The organism is Cytobacillus kochii, from assembly GCF_020171845.1.
Taxonomy (GTDB): Bacteria; Bacillota; Bacilli; order Bacillales; family Cytobacillaceae; genus Cytobacillus; species Cytobacillus kochii.
Map to the genome: position 1 here is coordinate 1 of NZ_JAIVAM010000025.1, position 14,924 is coordinate 14,924.

The 14,924-nt window shown below is 34.5% G+C and carries 32 protein-coding genes; 2 read left to right on the plus strand and 30 right to left on the minus strand.

Going from position 1 to position 14,924, the window contains the following annotated elements; genetic code table 11:
- Window positions 1–232: 232 nt before the first annotated feature.
- The 21 genes from LCM23_RS25140 to LCM23_RS25240 all read right to left on the minus strand — a co-directional run bounded on the left by LCM23_RS25140 (window position 233) and on the right by LCM23_RS25240 (window position 10,769).
- The gene (locus tag LCM23_RS25140; protein ID WP_224939261.1) at window positions 233–568 is read right to left on the minus strand and encodes an HNH endonuclease; all 336 of its coding nucleotides are present in this window, start codon (window positions 566–568) and stop codon (window positions 233–235) included.
- The gene (locus LCM23_RS25145; protein WP_224939262.1) at window positions 568–732 is read right to left on the minus strand and encodes a hypothetical protein; all 165 of its coding nucleotides are present in this window, start codon (window positions 730–732) and stop codon (window positions 568–570) included. Before LCM23_RS25145 ends, LCM23_RS25140 begins: the two co-directional genes overlap by 1 nt.
- Before the next feature lie 356 nt (window positions 733–1,088).
- Complete coding sequence (locus tag LCM23_RS25150; RefSeq protein ID WP_224939263.1) at window positions 1,089–1,331, minus strand: hypothetical protein; 243 nt, start codon at window positions 1,329–1,331, stop codon at window positions 1,089–1,091.
- Window positions 1,332–2,024: 693 nt separating this feature from the next.
- Window positions 2,025–2,432 carry an HNH endonuclease gene (locus tag LCM23_RS25155; protein ID WP_224939264.1) on the minus strand — a complete coding sequence of 136 codons (408 nt, stop codon included), beginning with the start codon at window positions 2,430–2,432 and terminating at the stop codon, window positions 2,025–2,027.
- A gap of 3 nt (window positions 2,433–2,435) precedes the next feature.
- The gene (locus LCM23_RS25160; protein ID WP_224939265.1) at window positions 2,436–2,864 is read right to left on the minus strand and encodes a transcriptional regulator; all 429 of its coding nucleotides are present in this window, start codon (window positions 2,862–2,864) and stop codon (window positions 2,436–2,438) included.
- Between the two features lie 12 nt (window positions 2,865–2,876).
- Window positions 2,877–3,233: a hypothetical protein gene (locus tag LCM23_RS25165; RefSeq protein ID WP_224939266.1), complete on the minus strand. Its 357-nt coding sequence runs from the start codon at window positions 3,231–3,233 to the stop codon at window positions 2,877–2,879.
- A gap of 4 nt (window positions 3,234–3,237) precedes the next feature.
- On the minus strand, window positions 3,238–3,732 hold the full coding sequence (locus tag LCM23_RS25170) for a hypothetical protein (RefSeq protein ID WP_224939267.1): 495 nt from the start codon (window positions 3,730–3,732) through the stop codon (window positions 3,238–3,240).
- A 109-nt stretch (window positions 3,733–3,841) separates the two neighbouring features.
- Window positions 3,842–4,177 carry a nucleoside triphosphate pyrophosphohydrolase family protein gene (locus LCM23_RS25175; protein ID WP_224939268.1) on the minus strand — a complete coding sequence of 112 codons (336 nt, stop codon included), beginning with the start codon at window positions 4,175–4,177 and terminating at the stop codon, window positions 3,842–3,844.
- Window position 4,178: 1 nt separating this feature from the next.
- Complete coding sequence (locus LCM23_RS25180) at window positions 4,179–4,448, minus strand: helix-turn-helix transcriptional regulator (protein WP_224939269.1); 270 nt, start codon at window positions 4,446–4,448, stop codon at window positions 4,179–4,181.
- A complete protein-coding gene (locus LCM23_RS25185) occupies window positions 4,449–4,934 on the minus strand; it encodes a hypothetical protein (RefSeq protein ID WP_224939270.1) in 486 nt (161 codons plus the stop codon).
- Window positions 4,935–4,946: 12 nt separating this feature from the next.
- Window positions 4,947–5,537: a hypothetical protein gene (locus LCM23_RS25190; protein WP_224939271.1), complete on the minus strand. Its 591-nt coding sequence runs from the start codon at window positions 5,535–5,537 to the stop codon at window positions 4,947–4,949.
- Between the two features lie 19 nt (window positions 5,538–5,556).
- A complete protein-coding gene (locus LCM23_RS25195; protein WP_263624449.1) occupies window positions 5,557–5,964 on the minus strand; it encodes a single-stranded DNA-binding protein in 408 nt (135 codons plus the stop codon).
- 211 nt (window positions 5,965–6,175) lie between these two features.
- Entirely contained in the window at window positions 6,176–6,667 is a 492-nt protein-coding gene (locus LCM23_RS25200; RefSeq protein WP_224939273.1) for an HNH endonuclease, read from the minus strand.
- The gene (locus tag LCM23_RS25205; RefSeq protein WP_224939274.1) at window positions 6,658–6,942 is read right to left on the minus strand and encodes a hypothetical protein; all 285 of its coding nucleotides are present in this window, start codon (window positions 6,940–6,942) and stop codon (window positions 6,658–6,660) included. Before LCM23_RS25205 ends, LCM23_RS25200 begins: the two co-directional genes overlap by 10 nt.
- Window positions 6,939–7,319 (minus strand): hypothetical protein, encoded by a 381-nt coding sequence (locus tag LCM23_RS25210; protein WP_224939275.1) that lies wholly within the window; start codon window positions 7,317–7,319, stop codon window positions 6,939–6,941. Before LCM23_RS25210 ends, LCM23_RS25205 begins: the two co-directional genes overlap by 4 nt.
- A 9-nt stretch (window positions 7,320–7,328) precedes the next feature.
- Entirely contained in the window at window positions 7,329–7,613 is a 285-nt protein-coding gene (locus tag LCM23_RS25215) for a hypothetical protein (protein WP_224939276.1), read from the minus strand.
- 141 nt (window positions 7,614–7,754) lie between these two features.
- On the minus strand, window positions 7,755–8,606 hold the full coding sequence (locus tag LCM23_RS25220; protein ID WP_224939277.1) for an ATP-binding protein: 852 nt from the start codon (window positions 8,604–8,606) through the stop codon (window positions 7,755–7,757).
- Window positions 8,551–9,270, minus strand: a complete 720-nt coding sequence (locus LCM23_RS25225) for a conserved phage C-terminal domain-containing protein (RefSeq protein WP_224939278.1) — start codon at window positions 9,268–9,270, stop codon at window positions 8,551–8,553. The genes LCM23_RS25220 and LCM23_RS25225 overlap by 56 nt, the downstream gene beginning before the upstream one ends.
- Window positions 9,271–9,400: 130 nt before the next feature.
- Complete coding sequence (locus tag LCM23_RS25230) at window positions 9,401–10,183, minus strand: ORF6N domain-containing protein (RefSeq protein ID WP_224939279.1); 783 nt, start codon at window positions 10,181–10,183, stop codon at window positions 9,401–9,403.
- Window positions 10,176–10,430: a hypothetical protein gene (locus tag LCM23_RS25235; protein ID WP_224939280.1), complete on the minus strand. Its 255-nt coding sequence runs from the start codon at window positions 10,428–10,430 to the stop codon at window positions 10,176–10,178. Before LCM23_RS25235 ends, LCM23_RS25230 begins: the two co-directional genes overlap by 8 nt.
- 117 nt (window positions 10,431–10,547) lie before the next feature.
- Window positions 10,548–10,769, minus strand: a complete 222-nt coding sequence (locus tag LCM23_RS25240) for a helix-turn-helix domain-containing protein (protein WP_224939281.1) — start codon at window positions 10,767–10,769, stop codon at window positions 10,548–10,550.
- A 204-nt stretch (window positions 10,770–10,973) separates the two neighbouring features.
- Here LCM23_RS25240 and LCM23_RS25245 point away from each other — a divergent pair, with 204 nt between their 5' ends.
- The gene (locus LCM23_RS25245) at window positions 10,974–11,192 is read left to right on the plus strand and encodes a helix-turn-helix domain-containing protein (RefSeq protein WP_224939282.1); all 219 of its coding nucleotides are present in this window, start codon (window positions 10,974–10,976) and stop codon (window positions 11,190–11,192) included.
- A 47-nt stretch (window positions 11,193–11,239) separates the two neighbouring features.
- Window positions 11,240–11,434, plus strand: a complete 195-nt coding sequence (locus LCM23_RS25250) for a hypothetical protein (RefSeq protein WP_224939283.1) — start codon at window positions 11,240–11,242, stop codon at window positions 11,432–11,434.
- Between the two features lie 81 nt (window positions 11,435–11,515).
- On the opposite strand, the gene LCM23_RS25255 is transcribed toward LCM23_RS25250, so the two are convergent.
- The 9 genes from LCM23_RS25255 to LCM23_RS26290 form a co-directional block, all read right to left on the minus strand.
- Complete coding sequence (locus tag LCM23_RS25255; protein WP_224939285.1) at window positions 11,516–11,752, minus strand: hypothetical protein; 237 nt, start codon at window positions 11,750–11,752, stop codon at window positions 11,516–11,518.
- Between the two features lie 22 nt (window positions 11,753–11,774).
- Window positions 11,775–11,936, minus strand: coding sequence for a hypothetical protein (locus LCM23_RS25260; RefSeq protein WP_224939286.1), 162 nt, complete (start codon window positions 11,934–11,936; stop codon window positions 11,775–11,777).
- 5 nt (window positions 11,937–11,941) lie between these two features.
- The gene (locus LCM23_RS25265; protein WP_224939287.1) at window positions 11,942–12,223 is read right to left on the minus strand and encodes a hypothetical protein; all 282 of its coding nucleotides are present in this window, start codon (window positions 12,221–12,223) and stop codon (window positions 11,942–11,944) included.
- 205 nt (window positions 12,224–12,428) lie between these two features.
- Entirely contained in the window at window positions 12,429–12,731 is a 303-nt protein-coding gene (locus tag LCM23_RS25270; protein WP_224939293.1) for a hypothetical protein, read from the minus strand.
- A gap of 443 nt (window positions 12,732–13,174) precedes the next feature.
- Entirely contained in the window at window positions 13,175–13,477 is a 303-nt protein-coding gene (locus LCM23_RS25275; RefSeq protein WP_224939288.1) for a hypothetical protein, read from the minus strand.
- Between the two features lie 31 nt (window positions 13,478–13,508).
- Window positions 13,509–13,739, minus strand: a complete 231-nt coding sequence (locus LCM23_RS25280; RefSeq protein ID WP_224939290.1) for a hypothetical protein — start codon at window positions 13,737–13,739, stop codon at window positions 13,509–13,511.
- A 67-nt stretch (window positions 13,740–13,806) separates the two neighbouring features.
- Complete coding sequence (locus LCM23_RS25285) at window positions 13,807–14,094, minus strand: hypothetical protein (protein WP_224939291.1); 288 nt, start codon at window positions 14,092–14,094, stop codon at window positions 13,807–13,809.
- Between the two features lie 36 nt (window positions 14,095–14,130).
- Complete coding sequence (locus LCM23_RS25290) at window positions 14,131–14,778, minus strand: hypothetical protein (RefSeq protein ID WP_224939292.1); 648 nt, start codon at window positions 14,776–14,778, stop codon at window positions 14,131–14,133.
- A gap of 34 nt (window positions 14,779–14,812) precedes the next feature.
- A complete protein-coding gene (locus tag LCM23_RS26290; protein ID WP_224939294.1) occupies window positions 14,813–14,911 on the minus strand; it encodes a YopX family protein in 99 nt (32 codons plus the stop codon).
- Between the last annotated feature and the right edge of the window lie 13 nt (window positions 14,912–14,924).

Here is a 14,924-nt window from a genome sequence, read left to right on the forward strand (position 1 = left end):
CTAATAACTGTTTTTTTAATTTATCAAAATCCATACTACCCCTCCCCCCACCGCCCCTAATGTGAAGGACTTATTTTTTAAATATTTTCAGAGAGTTGACCCCCCTCCCCGGTGCCCCAATGGCTAATAAAAGCAAAAGTTTTTGACCGGGGGGTGCTATCTATATGTTTTATAAAACAAAACAGCTGAAGCTATAAGTAAAATAGCTGAAAGGATAGACCATATCATTTGATTACCACCTTTCATCGCTTTCCCATTTATTCGGTTTCTTATCAAACAATCTACCATGTTCTTTGTTATGGCAATCAACACACACTGTCTCAAGATTATCTAACTCTAGTGCAAGCTCTGGATGACGTTCAATCTCTTTGATGTGATGGACAACAAGCGCTATCTTCTTACGCTTAGCTCGCTCACTATATTCATTCATATCTATAGTTACTTTACCTTGGCGCTTACACTCTTGGCATTCATAGTTGTCTCTGCGCTTCGCATCTTCTCTTAGTGCTTTCCATTCTCCACCATCATAGAACTTTCGCTTTTGTTCTCTGGTCTTATATTCAATCATTACTCTACCTTCACCATATTATCTATTCTTTTAGCTAACTTTTTCTTTATCCGTTTATTGTTTGTTCTTTTGATAATGTAAAGGAGTCTTTGAGCTTTTATTAAGTCATCATCGGACAATCGTATAAAGAAAGCTATTGGCTTCCCATCTGCTAAGTACCCCATAACTATATCCTCCCTATCTAACACATGTACTTCCAATCTCTTGTTCTTATTGGGTCATTCTCTATTCCTGGTTGTATGTTAAATAAAGCTATGATGAACGACAGGAATATGATGTTTATGTATTTCATCATCTCACCTCTCTAGTGTTTTTCTTTAGTCTCCCCTATCTGGTTTTCGAAGTGATCTAGAATAGCCAAGAAGTCTTTCTCCTCATCAGTTAAATGTTCTTTATTAATCATTTTCGTTCCTAATTGGAAACATTCCGTTATAAATTTTTCAAGAACCGTCACGTTATTCACCACACTTTAGACATAATAAAAAGACACCCGTTATTCGGATGCCTTGATAAGATATTATTAATCCATTTGACTTAAACGATTTTTATGTAATAATTCATCCTCGAAGAAAACGCACCTGCCTGTTGGTAGTTGCAGAAACTGTTCTTCGCCCTCCATGTCATCCTCTAATTCTTCTTCACTCAATACCAAAATATGTTCCCAATCACTAGCACTTAAACTCATGAAGAAGTTTTTTTCTATTGCATCTATTTCGGAATCCGTAAATCCTCTTTCTTTCGCTTCAAATCGTGACAAGTCCATAACTTCACCACCTTTAATATATTATATTACAGATCGTGAAATTAGAGTGGTTATTTTTTCTAAACTGAATCCAAGTCGAAAGGTTGAGAGCCTATATTATTTTAGGCTGCGTCGTTACTTGGATTCAGTTTACAAAGAACAATAAAATACCCTATCTTGCTCCACCTTCTTAGGAACGCTGTTTAGCGACCAGATTTAGCAATCCGACAAGATAGGATTCTTTATAAGCACTTCCTTAACACTTACCCCTGTTAAGGCTCAGTGGACATTACTTATTGTCCTTTAGGTAAGTGAGTGCTCATTTTAAGCCTGCCATGTATTTGTAGTGCCCTAGTCAGGTATTAGGGCATAAATGAGGGTAAGGATTTGCACCTCACATGATGAAGAAGGACTAGCATCGACTGCTCCTTTGCTTCATCCAGTATTGTCTCTATGGCTAGATTGTCCGTCTACCTATTCCGGCACCTCATTAAAAAACATACGTTCGTTTCAATCACAAAAAGAAAAAGGATATTGCACTCGTGATAATGCAACATCCTTTTAAATATTCTCTAATTGCCAAGTAGTAATGTATACGATGTAAAATTGAAAGAAGTTAGCTTGTTTTCATCTAGTTTCCGCTAGATGTTTAACTATTTCATAATACTATATTACCTTATTTTTCATGCCCAAAAGTGACATAGAAGTGACATTCTATAACTTCTCATTAATATATTTGATTAATTCTTCTTTCATTAACTCTTTTATAAAAACGTGCATAGGTTTGTTTGCTTTTAATTGGTTACACCGTTTACAAGCACATACCGTCATTTCTTCTGTTGTAAAAATCTTATATTGTGATTGCGGAATTAAATGGTCAATTGTATCTCCATGTCCACCACAATATTGGCATATATTATTATCTCTTTTTAAGACCCTCTCTTTTAAAGGTGGTAATTTAACAGTTAATTTAATCGCATCAGGAGCAATAATCTCGGCGTAACCCTTATTAACTTCATATAAGGCTTTTTCATAAAAAGTTCTTCCGGGTATTCCGCTGTTATGCCAATCCGCATACACCTTAATATAATCTGCTTTATTGTCTAACTTTAGATCATTCATTGATTACCTCCAACCAATTGTTTCTGCAATGGAATAAATAATTTCATCTCTCCACCTCTGAGCTGTTCTACTTGTTATAAATAGTTTACCAGCAATCCCCTCCCATGTTAAGGTTTGGGGTTTTGTCCAGTACCTTAATCTAACCAATTTCTGATAATCTTCTGGAATACCGGTATAAACCTTTTGAATAGCTGATGCTACTTCTTCTAACTGATTTAAGCGTTTATGAGTCATTAGCCTTGTAGCAATTCGTTCAGTCGGTGAAGATGGAATAATATTTCTGCCTCCACCAATGTTTTCATCATCATTTTCGTTACAAAACATGATATCTTTTCTTAATTGTTCTATTTCCTTAAGAGTATCTTTATAACTATAAAGCTCTGATTCTATATGTTTAAAGGTTGCTTTCTTAAGTTTAGTTGCAGTTGTCATTAAAAGGCCCCCTTATAATTCATCCTGGTATTTGCTTATTGTTTGGAGCATAGATGCTTCCACTCGTAAGGACTGCATGCTTTCCCTTGCACTGTCATACAGCCCCTTTGCTATGTCTCTCTCGAATCTTAATGCAGCAATTTCTTCTTTACCCTTTGCAAGATCGTTAATAAGAGTCGCAGCATATCCCGCTTCTTTTAATTTGAGTATTTCCACCCTTAAGGCAATCTTGTATTTCCGTTCTGTCTCAGCCTTCGCTTTTGCCTGTTTGTGAAGCTCTCTTATAGCTCCATTCAATCGTGTTTTTGTATTACGCATTTCCATAATAATTTCAGATAATTCGATTGACCTTTTTGGAGTTGCCTGCAAATTTTCAACCCCCTATTTTGTCTAACACCTCAGATTGGTATTTAGTTAATGGACTTATTCCTTTCAAACCTTGGGCTATTTTCGCAAGGACAAAAGCGTCCCGGACATTGTCAGAGTCATTTTCAAAGCCCCAATGTTTATAAATAGGTAATACCATACCATCTTTACTCACATTACCTTTACCTGTAGCAAATTTCTTAAGTGCCGAAGGAGAAATATCATGATATTTGTAACCTTGTTTTATTATTTCTGCTCTAATCATCCATCCAATGCCGTATTGGGTAGATACCCCTCTTCCTTTAGACCCGTACGAGAATCCTTCTATACAGATAATGTCGTCTTTCTTAAGTTCCGAAGTTATTGTAAGAGCGATATTTATAAAACGTTGTGGATCTGTTTCGATTACCGATTTCACTTCTTTATTTAATAAAACTTCACCTTTTTTATTCAAAATAACAAATCCTGTTTTGGTCGAAGGGTCTATTCCTATATATCTCATCGCTTATCCTCGTATATCTTTTGCAATTGCTCTTGATCTAGCGTCTGCAAATATTCAAAACTATAATTTGATATCACTTCTAATAAAAATACTAGCTCGTCCTTCGTCATTAGTTACTACCTACATCCACTCTTTTAATGCTATCCACTTTGTTGAATCCATTCGGGAAACGCTTCATAAGTTTTTCAATGTTAGCAGTAGCAACCTGCTCCAGTGTCCAACCATACATATCAGCTACACCAGCTAAATAATGTAATACATCACCTAGCTCTTTTTTGATTTTTTCTCTGTCTTCTTCGTGCCCATGGAATAATTCTTTTTTGATTAAGTCTGTGACTTCCCCAGCTTCACCACATAAGCCCATTGCATAATTTGTTTTCGCTCTCTCGTCGTATACTGACGGCATTGTTCTTTTTGAAATAAGTTGATAGTCATTTAGTTTCATTTCATGCTCCCTCTTTCTGATTTACTCTTGTTTTGTATAATCCATGTTTCATTAATCTGTATTTAACAGTGCTCCGATCAATCCCGAGTTCAACAGCTATTTCAAAAGAGGATTTCCCTTTCCCCCATAGTTGAACTAACTGCGTTAAATATTCGTCATGCCACTGTCTCATTTGGAGTTCTCGAGCTGCTTCGTATTTATAATTAACAGGGCAATTTTCATCAAGGCATATTTGCAGTAGCTGTTTTCTGCTCGCATCCTCGAAATACATCTAGGCACCTTCTCGTTTCAAATCTTTTCTTCTAAACTTTGTATCTGGTGGTCTAGTTGAAGCTTTCTCGAAATTCCACCCTCTACCTATACGAGCGTGAAAAGTATTTTTGTTTATACCGTTCAATTGAGCAATCTTTAAGTATTTTCTATACTCATAATTCACAAAACGACTCGGATCCAATTCTTTATTCGCAAAAAGCTTCTTCTTAATTTCATGGATTTTAAATTCACTAACACCAAAACTTTCAGCAACTATTTTGTTGCTATAACCCTTTTCAAAAAAGCTTATTATTTCCTTTTTATGCTTTCTATAAATGACTTCTGCTTTTGTAGCTGCTCTTAGTCCTGTTAAGTTATTTTTCTTTTTCCATTCGTTCAGACCAATAGGATTGTTATATCCTAGATGGTCCATAATCTCTAGATCCGACTTACCTTCTAATTTCCATTGCTTAAATTGTTCTGGTGTCATGTAATATTCGAACATATTAAGACCTCCCTATATGACTAACGCCTTTTCATAATAGCGAACAAAATTGCAAAGAATATCCCATCGATTTTTATACATGTTGTATTTGCTATCAGTCCCAATATTCAAAGTTGTTAACTGTAATCTCGCTGCAGGTATAATAAAGTAGTTTTCGACAATATCATGTTCATCTAATGCGATACACACATAAATATCACAGGTTGCGTATTTTTTATTAATTCCGAATGTATGAGCTCTTGACCCAAAATGGTTATGTGCTTTACATACCTTAACATCTACCTTCACACAGTCATTCACAAGTAAATCATAAGGATGTTTTGTGGACATTTTCTTAACAGAAAACCCGGAAGAAATTTCTTTAATCTTTTCCAAAATGTAAAACTCATACGTATTTCCTTTTGTTGTTTCACTGCTTTTCATTTCGAGTCCGATTTCCTTTGCCCAACCACTATATTTTTTTGTTTTGGAAATTTTACAATGTAAATCATTTCTACCAAGCGTAATAAGCTCTGATGCAGTCGGCATTCTATCAATTTGCAAGTAACTAATGCATTTTTTAAGTTCAGATTTAATTAATTCATCATTCCATCTTATCCGCATTATTTGTCCTCCTTCTCACTTAGAAAGGTAATGAGTCATCACTTATGTCTATAGAACCGTAATTATCATATGAGTTATTGTTTGTTTGCCTTTGCTGCTGATTCTGTCCTTTAGTGTTTTTGGATGGGAAGTCAAAGCTATTTACAATAACCTCTGTAAAATAGTTTGTTTTTCCGTCTTTTTCCCACCTTCTGATCTGAAGCCTTCCTGTAATACCGAACTTATCTCCCTTGCTAATATGATTAGCCATTACTTCTGCCGCACCACCTAATGCGACGAAATTTATAAAGTCTGTCTCATATTCACCGTTCTGGTTTTTAAAATCTCTTCTTACTGCAATTGTTCCGTTTCCCACGGCCTTCCCATTGGGAGTGTACTTTAGATCTATATCTTTAACTGAATTACCGGTTAATGTAATAACGTTCATTTTCATTCCTCCAGGACATTTACTTTTGAAACATGCGTTCTCTTGTTTACCAAAACTTAATTGACTACAATGGATAATGGGTATTTATATGCTTAATTTTATATAAAGACTAAATAAGATACGTCAGATGGTTTGCTCAGATGGACCTCAACAACCTGTAATTTTTCATTATCGATTGTTTTTTCGGTCGTTTCTTGAATATATATTTTTTTCATGAGTATTTTTCTTCCTCCTTTTTCATGAACCTTTCATATGCTTCATCAGTTGGAGTAGGAATTAATCCTTCTTTAAACAAAGAATATTTATCCTTTCCGAAATGATAACCAAACCTTTCAGCGCGCTCTTCCCTTAAATACTCAGCGAAATCAAATTCCTTATGTGCTCTGTCATGGCACTTCTGACATAATGGAGCTAAATTCCTCCATCCACCAGTCCCTATTGAACTGCGAAAGTAGAGATGATGTGCGAATATTGGTGTATGACCACACATCATACAATACTCTCCGAACTCTTCTAACATCCGGTTATAATTTTCTTTGGTGATCTTGGTCCGTTCTTTTTTAGTTGGTATGATTCTCCCTCTATATAGCTGAGGATTCTTTTTCTTCTTCGGTCTCTTTTCTTTATATTTTGGCTTATCAACTTGTTTCTGATGGCCCGATAACTGTTTACTTTTTGGGTAAGGGTTAAATTCTAAGCCCATCTTTTCAAAAGATTCCTTAGATACATATTCTCAATACCAATCTCATTTTTTTGTTTGATATGAGTTTCATTCTCTTCTTTTAACTTTTCATTTTGTGATTCAAGCATTCTGCAGTGAACAACCATCTCATGAAGTTGCTCCTCTATTTCGGCATTATATTTACTTATTTTTTCATTTTTTTCTTGCAGACTTGCAACCTCACACTCTACATCATCACAAGCAGCATTTAGATCATTTATTGTATTTGGTACATCTTCATAATTAATGTTCGTCATTTAATCATCTCCTGTAAGTCTTTTCGGACTCTCATTGTATAGAAACGGTTATTAAGCTTCGTTTGCACTTTATTTATTTCACCGATTGTCTTATTAATGACTTTTTCAGAAGCCTTTGGGTAAGCAGTGAACTCTTGAATTTTCTCAAGAAGTTCAATTTCATCTTTAAGTTTTCGTCTTTCTAAACGAAGCTCCTTTATATCCCTAGCGTATTTGTACCCCTCACTTGCATTGAATTTAGCCAGTTCAAGAACATGGAGTATATCTTGTATTTCTTGGTTGATTTTACTAAGTTCTTCTTCTGCTAATTTCAACCTTTTAGGAAAACTCACATATACATCACGAACAGATTTCAGCGCTTTAACAATGTCCTCCATATTTTCACCTCACCATATATTCCAATCTCTTGCTGGCACTTTACCTCTAATCATCCTATCCAACCCTAGCAACATTACTGATGACTCTGAACGTCTCATCATTTTCGCTATTCCTTCTATGGTGATATTCAATTTCCAATAATGATCAAATGTAGCAACTTCTTTTTCGCTCCAGAATATCTCTGTATCCGGTAAATCCTCAAAACTTATATATATAACATTTCTAGATTCCCTAAGGTGCATTTTATTAATTTGCCTTACCGCTTTCCGATGTTGCTCTACTGCATTCGGCAATGTACGTCCACTCCTTATACCATTTTTCCAATTGTTTTTGACGAGCTGGGTCAGGAGGGCAACCACACGGAATGGATTGCCACGCTCCTGGGAAAACTTCTTTGTATTTTTTAGTACATCCGCACATAATATTTCCGCTCCTTAAAATGGGATATTTGCCATTCGTTTATCTTTGGCTTCTTTAAAAACGATGTATTTAGGATTTTTCATGAGTCTACTCACTAATTTCTTGTCATATAATTTAAATAGCTGCGTACTTGATAGGTTTGTGGTTAACACAGTTGCCTTATCCTGCCTTTTAGAAGTTACTGAATATAAAACCTTATGAGTGAAATCTGTAGCCGTTTTGTCAGTATCTATAGCTCCTGTTTCAGCTCCCAGATCATCAAGTACAAGGAAGTCAACATTAGACATCAGATCAACTAAGTATGATTGAGTATATATACTTTCTCTATTACTAAATGAATCTCTAATTCTGCTAAGCATCTCATCTACACTTATATACAAACATGAGTATTCGCCTGTTTCGTTAATACTTTTCATTAATGCATAAGCCAGATGACTTTTTCCTGCTCCTGGATTCCCCTGCAAGATCACGTTGAATACTTCTCCATCTGTATACCTTCTCAAAACCTCTAACATACTTTCTTTGTTAATACTTTCTTCTCGACAATCAGCGAGATAGTTATCAAAAGTAGCTCTTGTTATGGTCATGTCAGTTATAATGCTTTTATCATGAAAGATACGAGGAGATTTATTACGATTTTTAAGTTCTTCTAAATGTCGCTCATATTTCTCCTGTTCAGCTTTCTGGATCAGTTCATTCTCTCTTTCTACTTCACATCTAGGACAAACCACTTTACCGTTTATTTTCATTTTAGTAACTGGGTTAATTACGTCTTGTCCACCTTTTCTGTAAGTGTGCTTATGACACTCTTCAGAAAGGAATGTTATATTCTTCTGCAATCTTTGAGGCATTTGGATCCGTTCCATTTGCTTTGCCTCCTTTTTGGTTAAGGTAGCTTTCGAACTTTGTGCCGAATAGCGTTTCTGGCCTTAAGAATTTATTCATGTTGTTGTCATTAAGCCATTCCGCTGTCTTTATATCTATAACCTTTTTAAAGTCCTCTACAGTGAACCCTTCATTGTAACGAGCTTTGATTAGGTCCTTCGTTTTTTTAGTAGAAGAACGATAGTTTGAAGAAGCTGCGTCGTTGAGATAGGTTACTATCTCGACAAAAGGTATATATTCTTTTGTATTATTATTTGTATTATTAATAACTGTATTATTCTTTCGGAACTTTTCTTCCGTACCCTCATGAAGATTTTTTCCGGAGGGTAGGAAATTATCTTCTATAGGGTCATGAAGATTTTTTCCATAGTCTAGTTCAATAATTCTCTTCTCAACTTGATTAGTATTCTTATTTCTAATAATCGTTCTTTTTATATATCCTTTTTCTTCAAGCGAGTTGATCCAACCGCTGATAGTCCGATTAGTAACTTTATATAATTCGGCAAAGTATACATTACCTGCCCAACAATATCCTTTTTCGTTACAGAGGGCAGTTATCTCTCCGTATAATAGTTTTGCATTAGGAGGCAGGTCATTGTCATATCGTACATTTGCTGGGATAATTGCGTAATAGTTTTTTTGCATGTAGCACCTTCCTCGAACAACAGTTCCCTGTGTACATTCTCAAATAATGGGTATATAATATACACAAGGAACATAATGTTTAATAGAATAGTTCGTAACCCTTGTCCATTGTTGGTAGCAATGGATTTTTTTATGCTCTTAAAGCACCGATGGAAAACTCTTTAACAATTGTTGTATATATTTCTTTTAACCTTGTATCAGATTCAATAACATCCATCTTTGTTGTTTGGTTAATTTTAGTCTTGGTTGCTCCACTTTCTGATAATCGCTCTTTCAGGTTAGTGAGGCGAATATTCAGATTGCATCTTGCTCTTTCTTCAAGTGTTCGATAACTGCTTGTCCTATAATCTCTATATTGTCCACCTGTTGATCTAGCTGCTGCGTTTAGCATGCTGTTTATGGACTTTCTCCAATCTTCATCCCTCTTAGCAAATGTTTCGGTAATTGTATTCACTTGAGACTGAACAGTTTCTAATCTTCTTTGTGTTTCTGCCGCTTCGAGTTGAACCTTTGCAACAGCATCAAAAGTAGCTTTAAACATTTGTAATTCTGGGCTTAATTGAGATATATCAATCTGTGAATCTTTCACTCTATAATAGTCATCAACCAGTTTTTCATAAGCATCCCACGCTTTATCTGTGTTTATAGATTTTGCATGTAACCAAGCCCCTTTTTCTGTCCAAAGATAAAGGATTGATGCGAATTTTAGGTTGTCGTCAAATTGACGTGACCCTTTAAATTCTCTTAATGCCTCTCCAGATAGAATAATTACATGCTTACCTTGAATATATCTAGCAACATTTCTTTGAAAATTTCGATTAATTATTTTAGCTTCTGTTCCAAAAACCTCTGCCAATTGATTAGTGGTTAATACTCTTTGCCCATTTTGTTCAATCACTGTTATATTAGTCATTCAATTCCTCCTTGAGTGGTAATAAATTTTTCAAAGAATTAATCAACTCTTTGGTTTCATCCACACTAATGTAAATTTCGCTAGATCTAATTGTTTTTAATACCTCATTATCTGAAGTTGAATTTTCCTCATCCCTGTCTAACTCATTAACTGTTAAAGTCACAGAATCTGCAAATGCATAATACTCCATTTCAATTAGAGCGTAACTCTCTTGTAAAAATAGTTGCATTTTCTTTGTGTACTCCATCATTTTCCTCCTTTACTTTTTCAGAAATTAATTTACCTAGACAATCGGCACATAATGACCGGTTCCAGTGGATCGCGCTGTGTGTTTTGCATTCGAGGCACTTCTTCGTTTCTGTTTTCATGAAATCACCTCTTTCTTCTCAATATAGATTAATTCTTTCAAGTCACATTCCAACACATCGCACAACTTTTCCATTACGTCTGCATCGAACCTTTGACTTTGGCCAATAGCAAATTTTCTAATGGCGCCATAGCTAACTTCTGAAAGTCTTGATAATTCGCTGTATGAGCGAATATTTTTCTTAGCCATCAGAACAAGTAAATTATTTCGGACAGGCACTTATCGTCACCTCCCTTACTACTATTGTAATTATATTTTACACCTTTGTAGTAAATTAAGCAAGAATAAATTTCCTACAATGGTTATAATTTTGAAACCTATTGTATATATTAATCGTATACTAGTTATAAAAATGTTGCATTAAATGATAAAATTTTGTATAATAATGATAAAAATATACACTTAACTGGAAAGGTGAAAAAAATGATTAAAAATCGTTTAGCCGTATTAATGGCTGAAAAAGAAATTAAAAGCGTTTCCGAACTTCATAGAATGATCCAGAATAAAGGAATGACTATTAGCAGAAGAACTTTAGACAAGTTCTACAATAACCAAAACAACAATATTTCTTATGATACTTTAGAAACTTTATGCATCATTCTAGATTGCGAACTTCATGATCTGCTAATTCTTCAAAAATAAGCTATTAACGTATTACGATGATTTTAAAAATAAAGGAGAAAACAATAATGGCCCATATAAGAAAAGATTCCTCTAAACCCACCACTACTATATCTCTAGATCCAGTTTTACTTTCTGCAATTGAAGATTACCGCTTTACTAAAAGAAAAGATAACCGTTCAGCTGCAATTGCTGATTTGATTCAAAAAGGTTTACGTTATGCAGAACTAGTTGAGAAGAAGAAAGCCCGGATGTCCGTATGATAAAGCGCGGACATCCTTTTTTCTGCCACTTGTGGCATACTCCTTCTATCTTGTGTTTCACTAAATGATCAACAACTCTAATTAGTTACCATTAATCAAAGTACCGCCTAAACCGATATAATTAATCTCATCTAACCCCTCGAACTCGCAATGACTTTTTTCGTCCTGAACAATCTTTTTTACCAGTTCTAATCCTGCTTTATCGGCTTCTGAGAAGGATTTTCCAATTGTAACTACATTCGTATCAACATCATAAGTTGTATTAGTTCTAGTACTTTTCAATGTAGCTTTTACTTGCCATATGTGGATGTATTGCAATGCCTCCACTCTCCTTTTCTTCCTATTCAACCGTAATTTCATCCCACTTAATCAAATCTTCCCTAACCCCCTGACCAGGACGCTCCTCAAAAATGAGGAAAGTCATATGGTCAAGGCGCGTAATATCTTGAACTGTGAATCTATTACCCTTGTGGACCAGCGTGCTGCCTATTGTGTAATTCAATGGGATTACCTCCTTCGCTTTTTCCACTTCTTCCAGTTTCTCTTTTGTGATTTTTTCTTATTGAAGAATTTACTGTTAAATTCACTTTTGTATTTTCTATCTAAATAAGCGATATATGACAGGTACGGTTTGACTTTGTTCCAAGCTGATATTACTTCTTTTTTAATTTGATTATAGGCATTTTTAATTACCTTAATTAGGTTATCTGAACGTTCTAAAATTTCTTCTTCTGTTAAATCAAACCTTTGTGATAAATATTGAATTGACTCTGTTGTGAGTTCCTTCAAATTAACTCCTCCTACCTTTTTTGAACTATAAAATGACAACACCCATTTTGATGAATCCTGTTTAATTTGTTTTTTATTGAAGCAAGACTTTCTGCTTCATCTAGCGAAAGCTTTTCTTTGACTATCCAGTAATAATCAGCAGCATAACAGTAGAACTCAACATTATAATTTCCTGTCATGTGAACACTTCCTACCTTTTGTTCACTTAATATTCTGTCGAACTGATGATGCAAGGTTCCGTGATATTTTCGTTTTTAATCACCCATTCAAATGTTTTATAAGCGAACAATGTTCCAGCATATTCTTTAAATTTTTGCGTTTGTTTCTGTTCTTCAATTGGTAAATCACCAACTTCAATCATCATTTCATCCTGCAAACTAACTTCACCGACAAAGTACTCATTAATTTCTTCATAATCTAACCCGCATTCATTTTTATAAAATTCCTTAGCTTGTTCTTCTGATTCAGCACAGACCCAATCATAATCATTCATTCTAAATACTTTCATTGCCTTTGCTTTCTTCAATTCTTCGAGAATTTCAACATCATTATTAGCAAAAATAACTGTGGCGGAAGGGCAATATTCATTGCTTTTCCAATCCTTCAAAAATTCTTCACGTTCTTCAAAATAGGTGCCGAATAATGGGTCTTGTTCAGCTAGATAAAAATATTCCATTATCTTGTTATCATCTTCGTCTTTCCAAGATGTCACAACATAGTCAGCACCAACAAAATCTTTCGCAACAATTACCTCTATTCCATGTAAATTGTTATAAACTTTAATCCACGAAGTTACTTCTTTTTCATCTGGCTTCGGGCCAATTTGATTCGGTCCCTCATAATCAGCAAGGATTTGTTCAGGTGTTTTGCCTGCCGTTTTTAACCTAGCTCTATATAAATCCATTAATATTTCCACCTTTCTTTTAATCAACTGATCTATCAAAAAGTTTATTAATTTTCTGTTGTACTGCAATCAAATCCATGTGAATAAAAATCTCCAAGTCCGCCTGAGTCAATAACAATACACTGCTTGTAATTAGGATGTACAAGAGTTATCTGTGAACCATAATCCTCCTCTATCAAATCCGAAGTAATCCCAACGCATTCTATAAAATACCTCAATGATTCGTTGTTATCCATGTTCATTCCATCGGTATAATCAATTATTCGATATGAGTAAACACCGCCATTATTTTCAACCTCATCAAATAACTGTTCTACAGTTTCTGGAATCTCATATATATTAGCTGCCATTTTTACCCCTCCAATATAGGAAACTTAATGCTTATTTTGTTGCATTTGATTTACTGATCCCATCGAACTCATAAGGATAAATATATTCTGAAAGACGTTTATCTTTATCCCATACATCAAGGCGGTTATAGCCTTCGCCGCCTATCTCTACACCTTTAATTTCTACAATGTCCCCATCTTGCCATAGCAAGCTACCTTGCTTGATAGAATCCACGTTTATTATTTTCACTTTTTCACCTTTTTTAAAATCAGTAATTAACAATTCTATCTCCCTCCTTGTAGCAAATATTTTGCTTACTTTGTATATCATCTAATAGAACAATATGTTCTTACATGTCATCAAATGGGTTTTCTCTAACAAACTTTTCACCATTGAACCAATTTGCAAACTTCCAAATAAAATGAGTTAAATCTATTTTTCCACTGTCACCTGTTGAATCCATAATTTCTTGACTTGTTACTCCCGCTTTTCTTAAAACTTCTTTATTTTCTTCTGTTCCTTCTATTAAGGCATAAAAAAGTATTTCACCGTCAGCATCTTTATCAACAATCTCCAAACTGTTTAATAATGGTAAAGCAGTATCTAGCCAATCCTTTTCACCATATTTATTAGGCACTTTCATCCCCCCTAATTTACTTAATTACTCTTTTGTTTAATAACTTCTAACAGGTAGAATCAGGGTCTTTACTTGAGTATCATCATCTAAAATGAATGGCCTAAATGCTCCAGCAAACCACATATTCAAGTTTTTAGAATTAAGTTTAAAGTGTGCTTCTAAAGCATCACGCATATACTCTGCACAAAAACTAATACGGTCATGTTGTTCGGTGCTGTTTCGAGTGCAAGGCAGATTCATTTTTATTCCATGATTTTTCATTTCAATAATTACCTCTTCTGAAGATTCCGGGAAAGTTAAAGTTATAACTTTGTATCTATCTTTCAAGACCTTTAATGTTTGATTAATTGATTTAAATAATTGAAGCCAGAGTTTAATTTGGTCTTCGTTTAAACTAATCATATTTTTATGTCGATCTGTTCTTTCGGTCAATTTTGCCGTATCAGGATATTCGCCTCTAGCTACCATATAGTGATAAGGGTTAATCAAATAATCTTTTTCGAATCCATGCATATTTTTAATATGGATCAAATGATGAGAATCTGTTGCCAGCATATCTCCATTTGCTGAATGGAGAACATAATTTAATATGGGTCTCGTGTCCGCCCTATTAATAAACTTTTTCGTAACTTCCAATGCTGTGCTATATGAATCTTTATGAACAAACTCAAAACTTGTTTTCATAATCCCATTCTCCTTTTCTAGTAAACTTAATAATTCAAGAGTTGATTAACTCTGGATTTTCGTAAATGTTGCCAATGACTTCAATAAACTGATGGTTATTAAAAAATTCGTGAGCATTCCAATTTCCAAACATAAAGCACCCATTA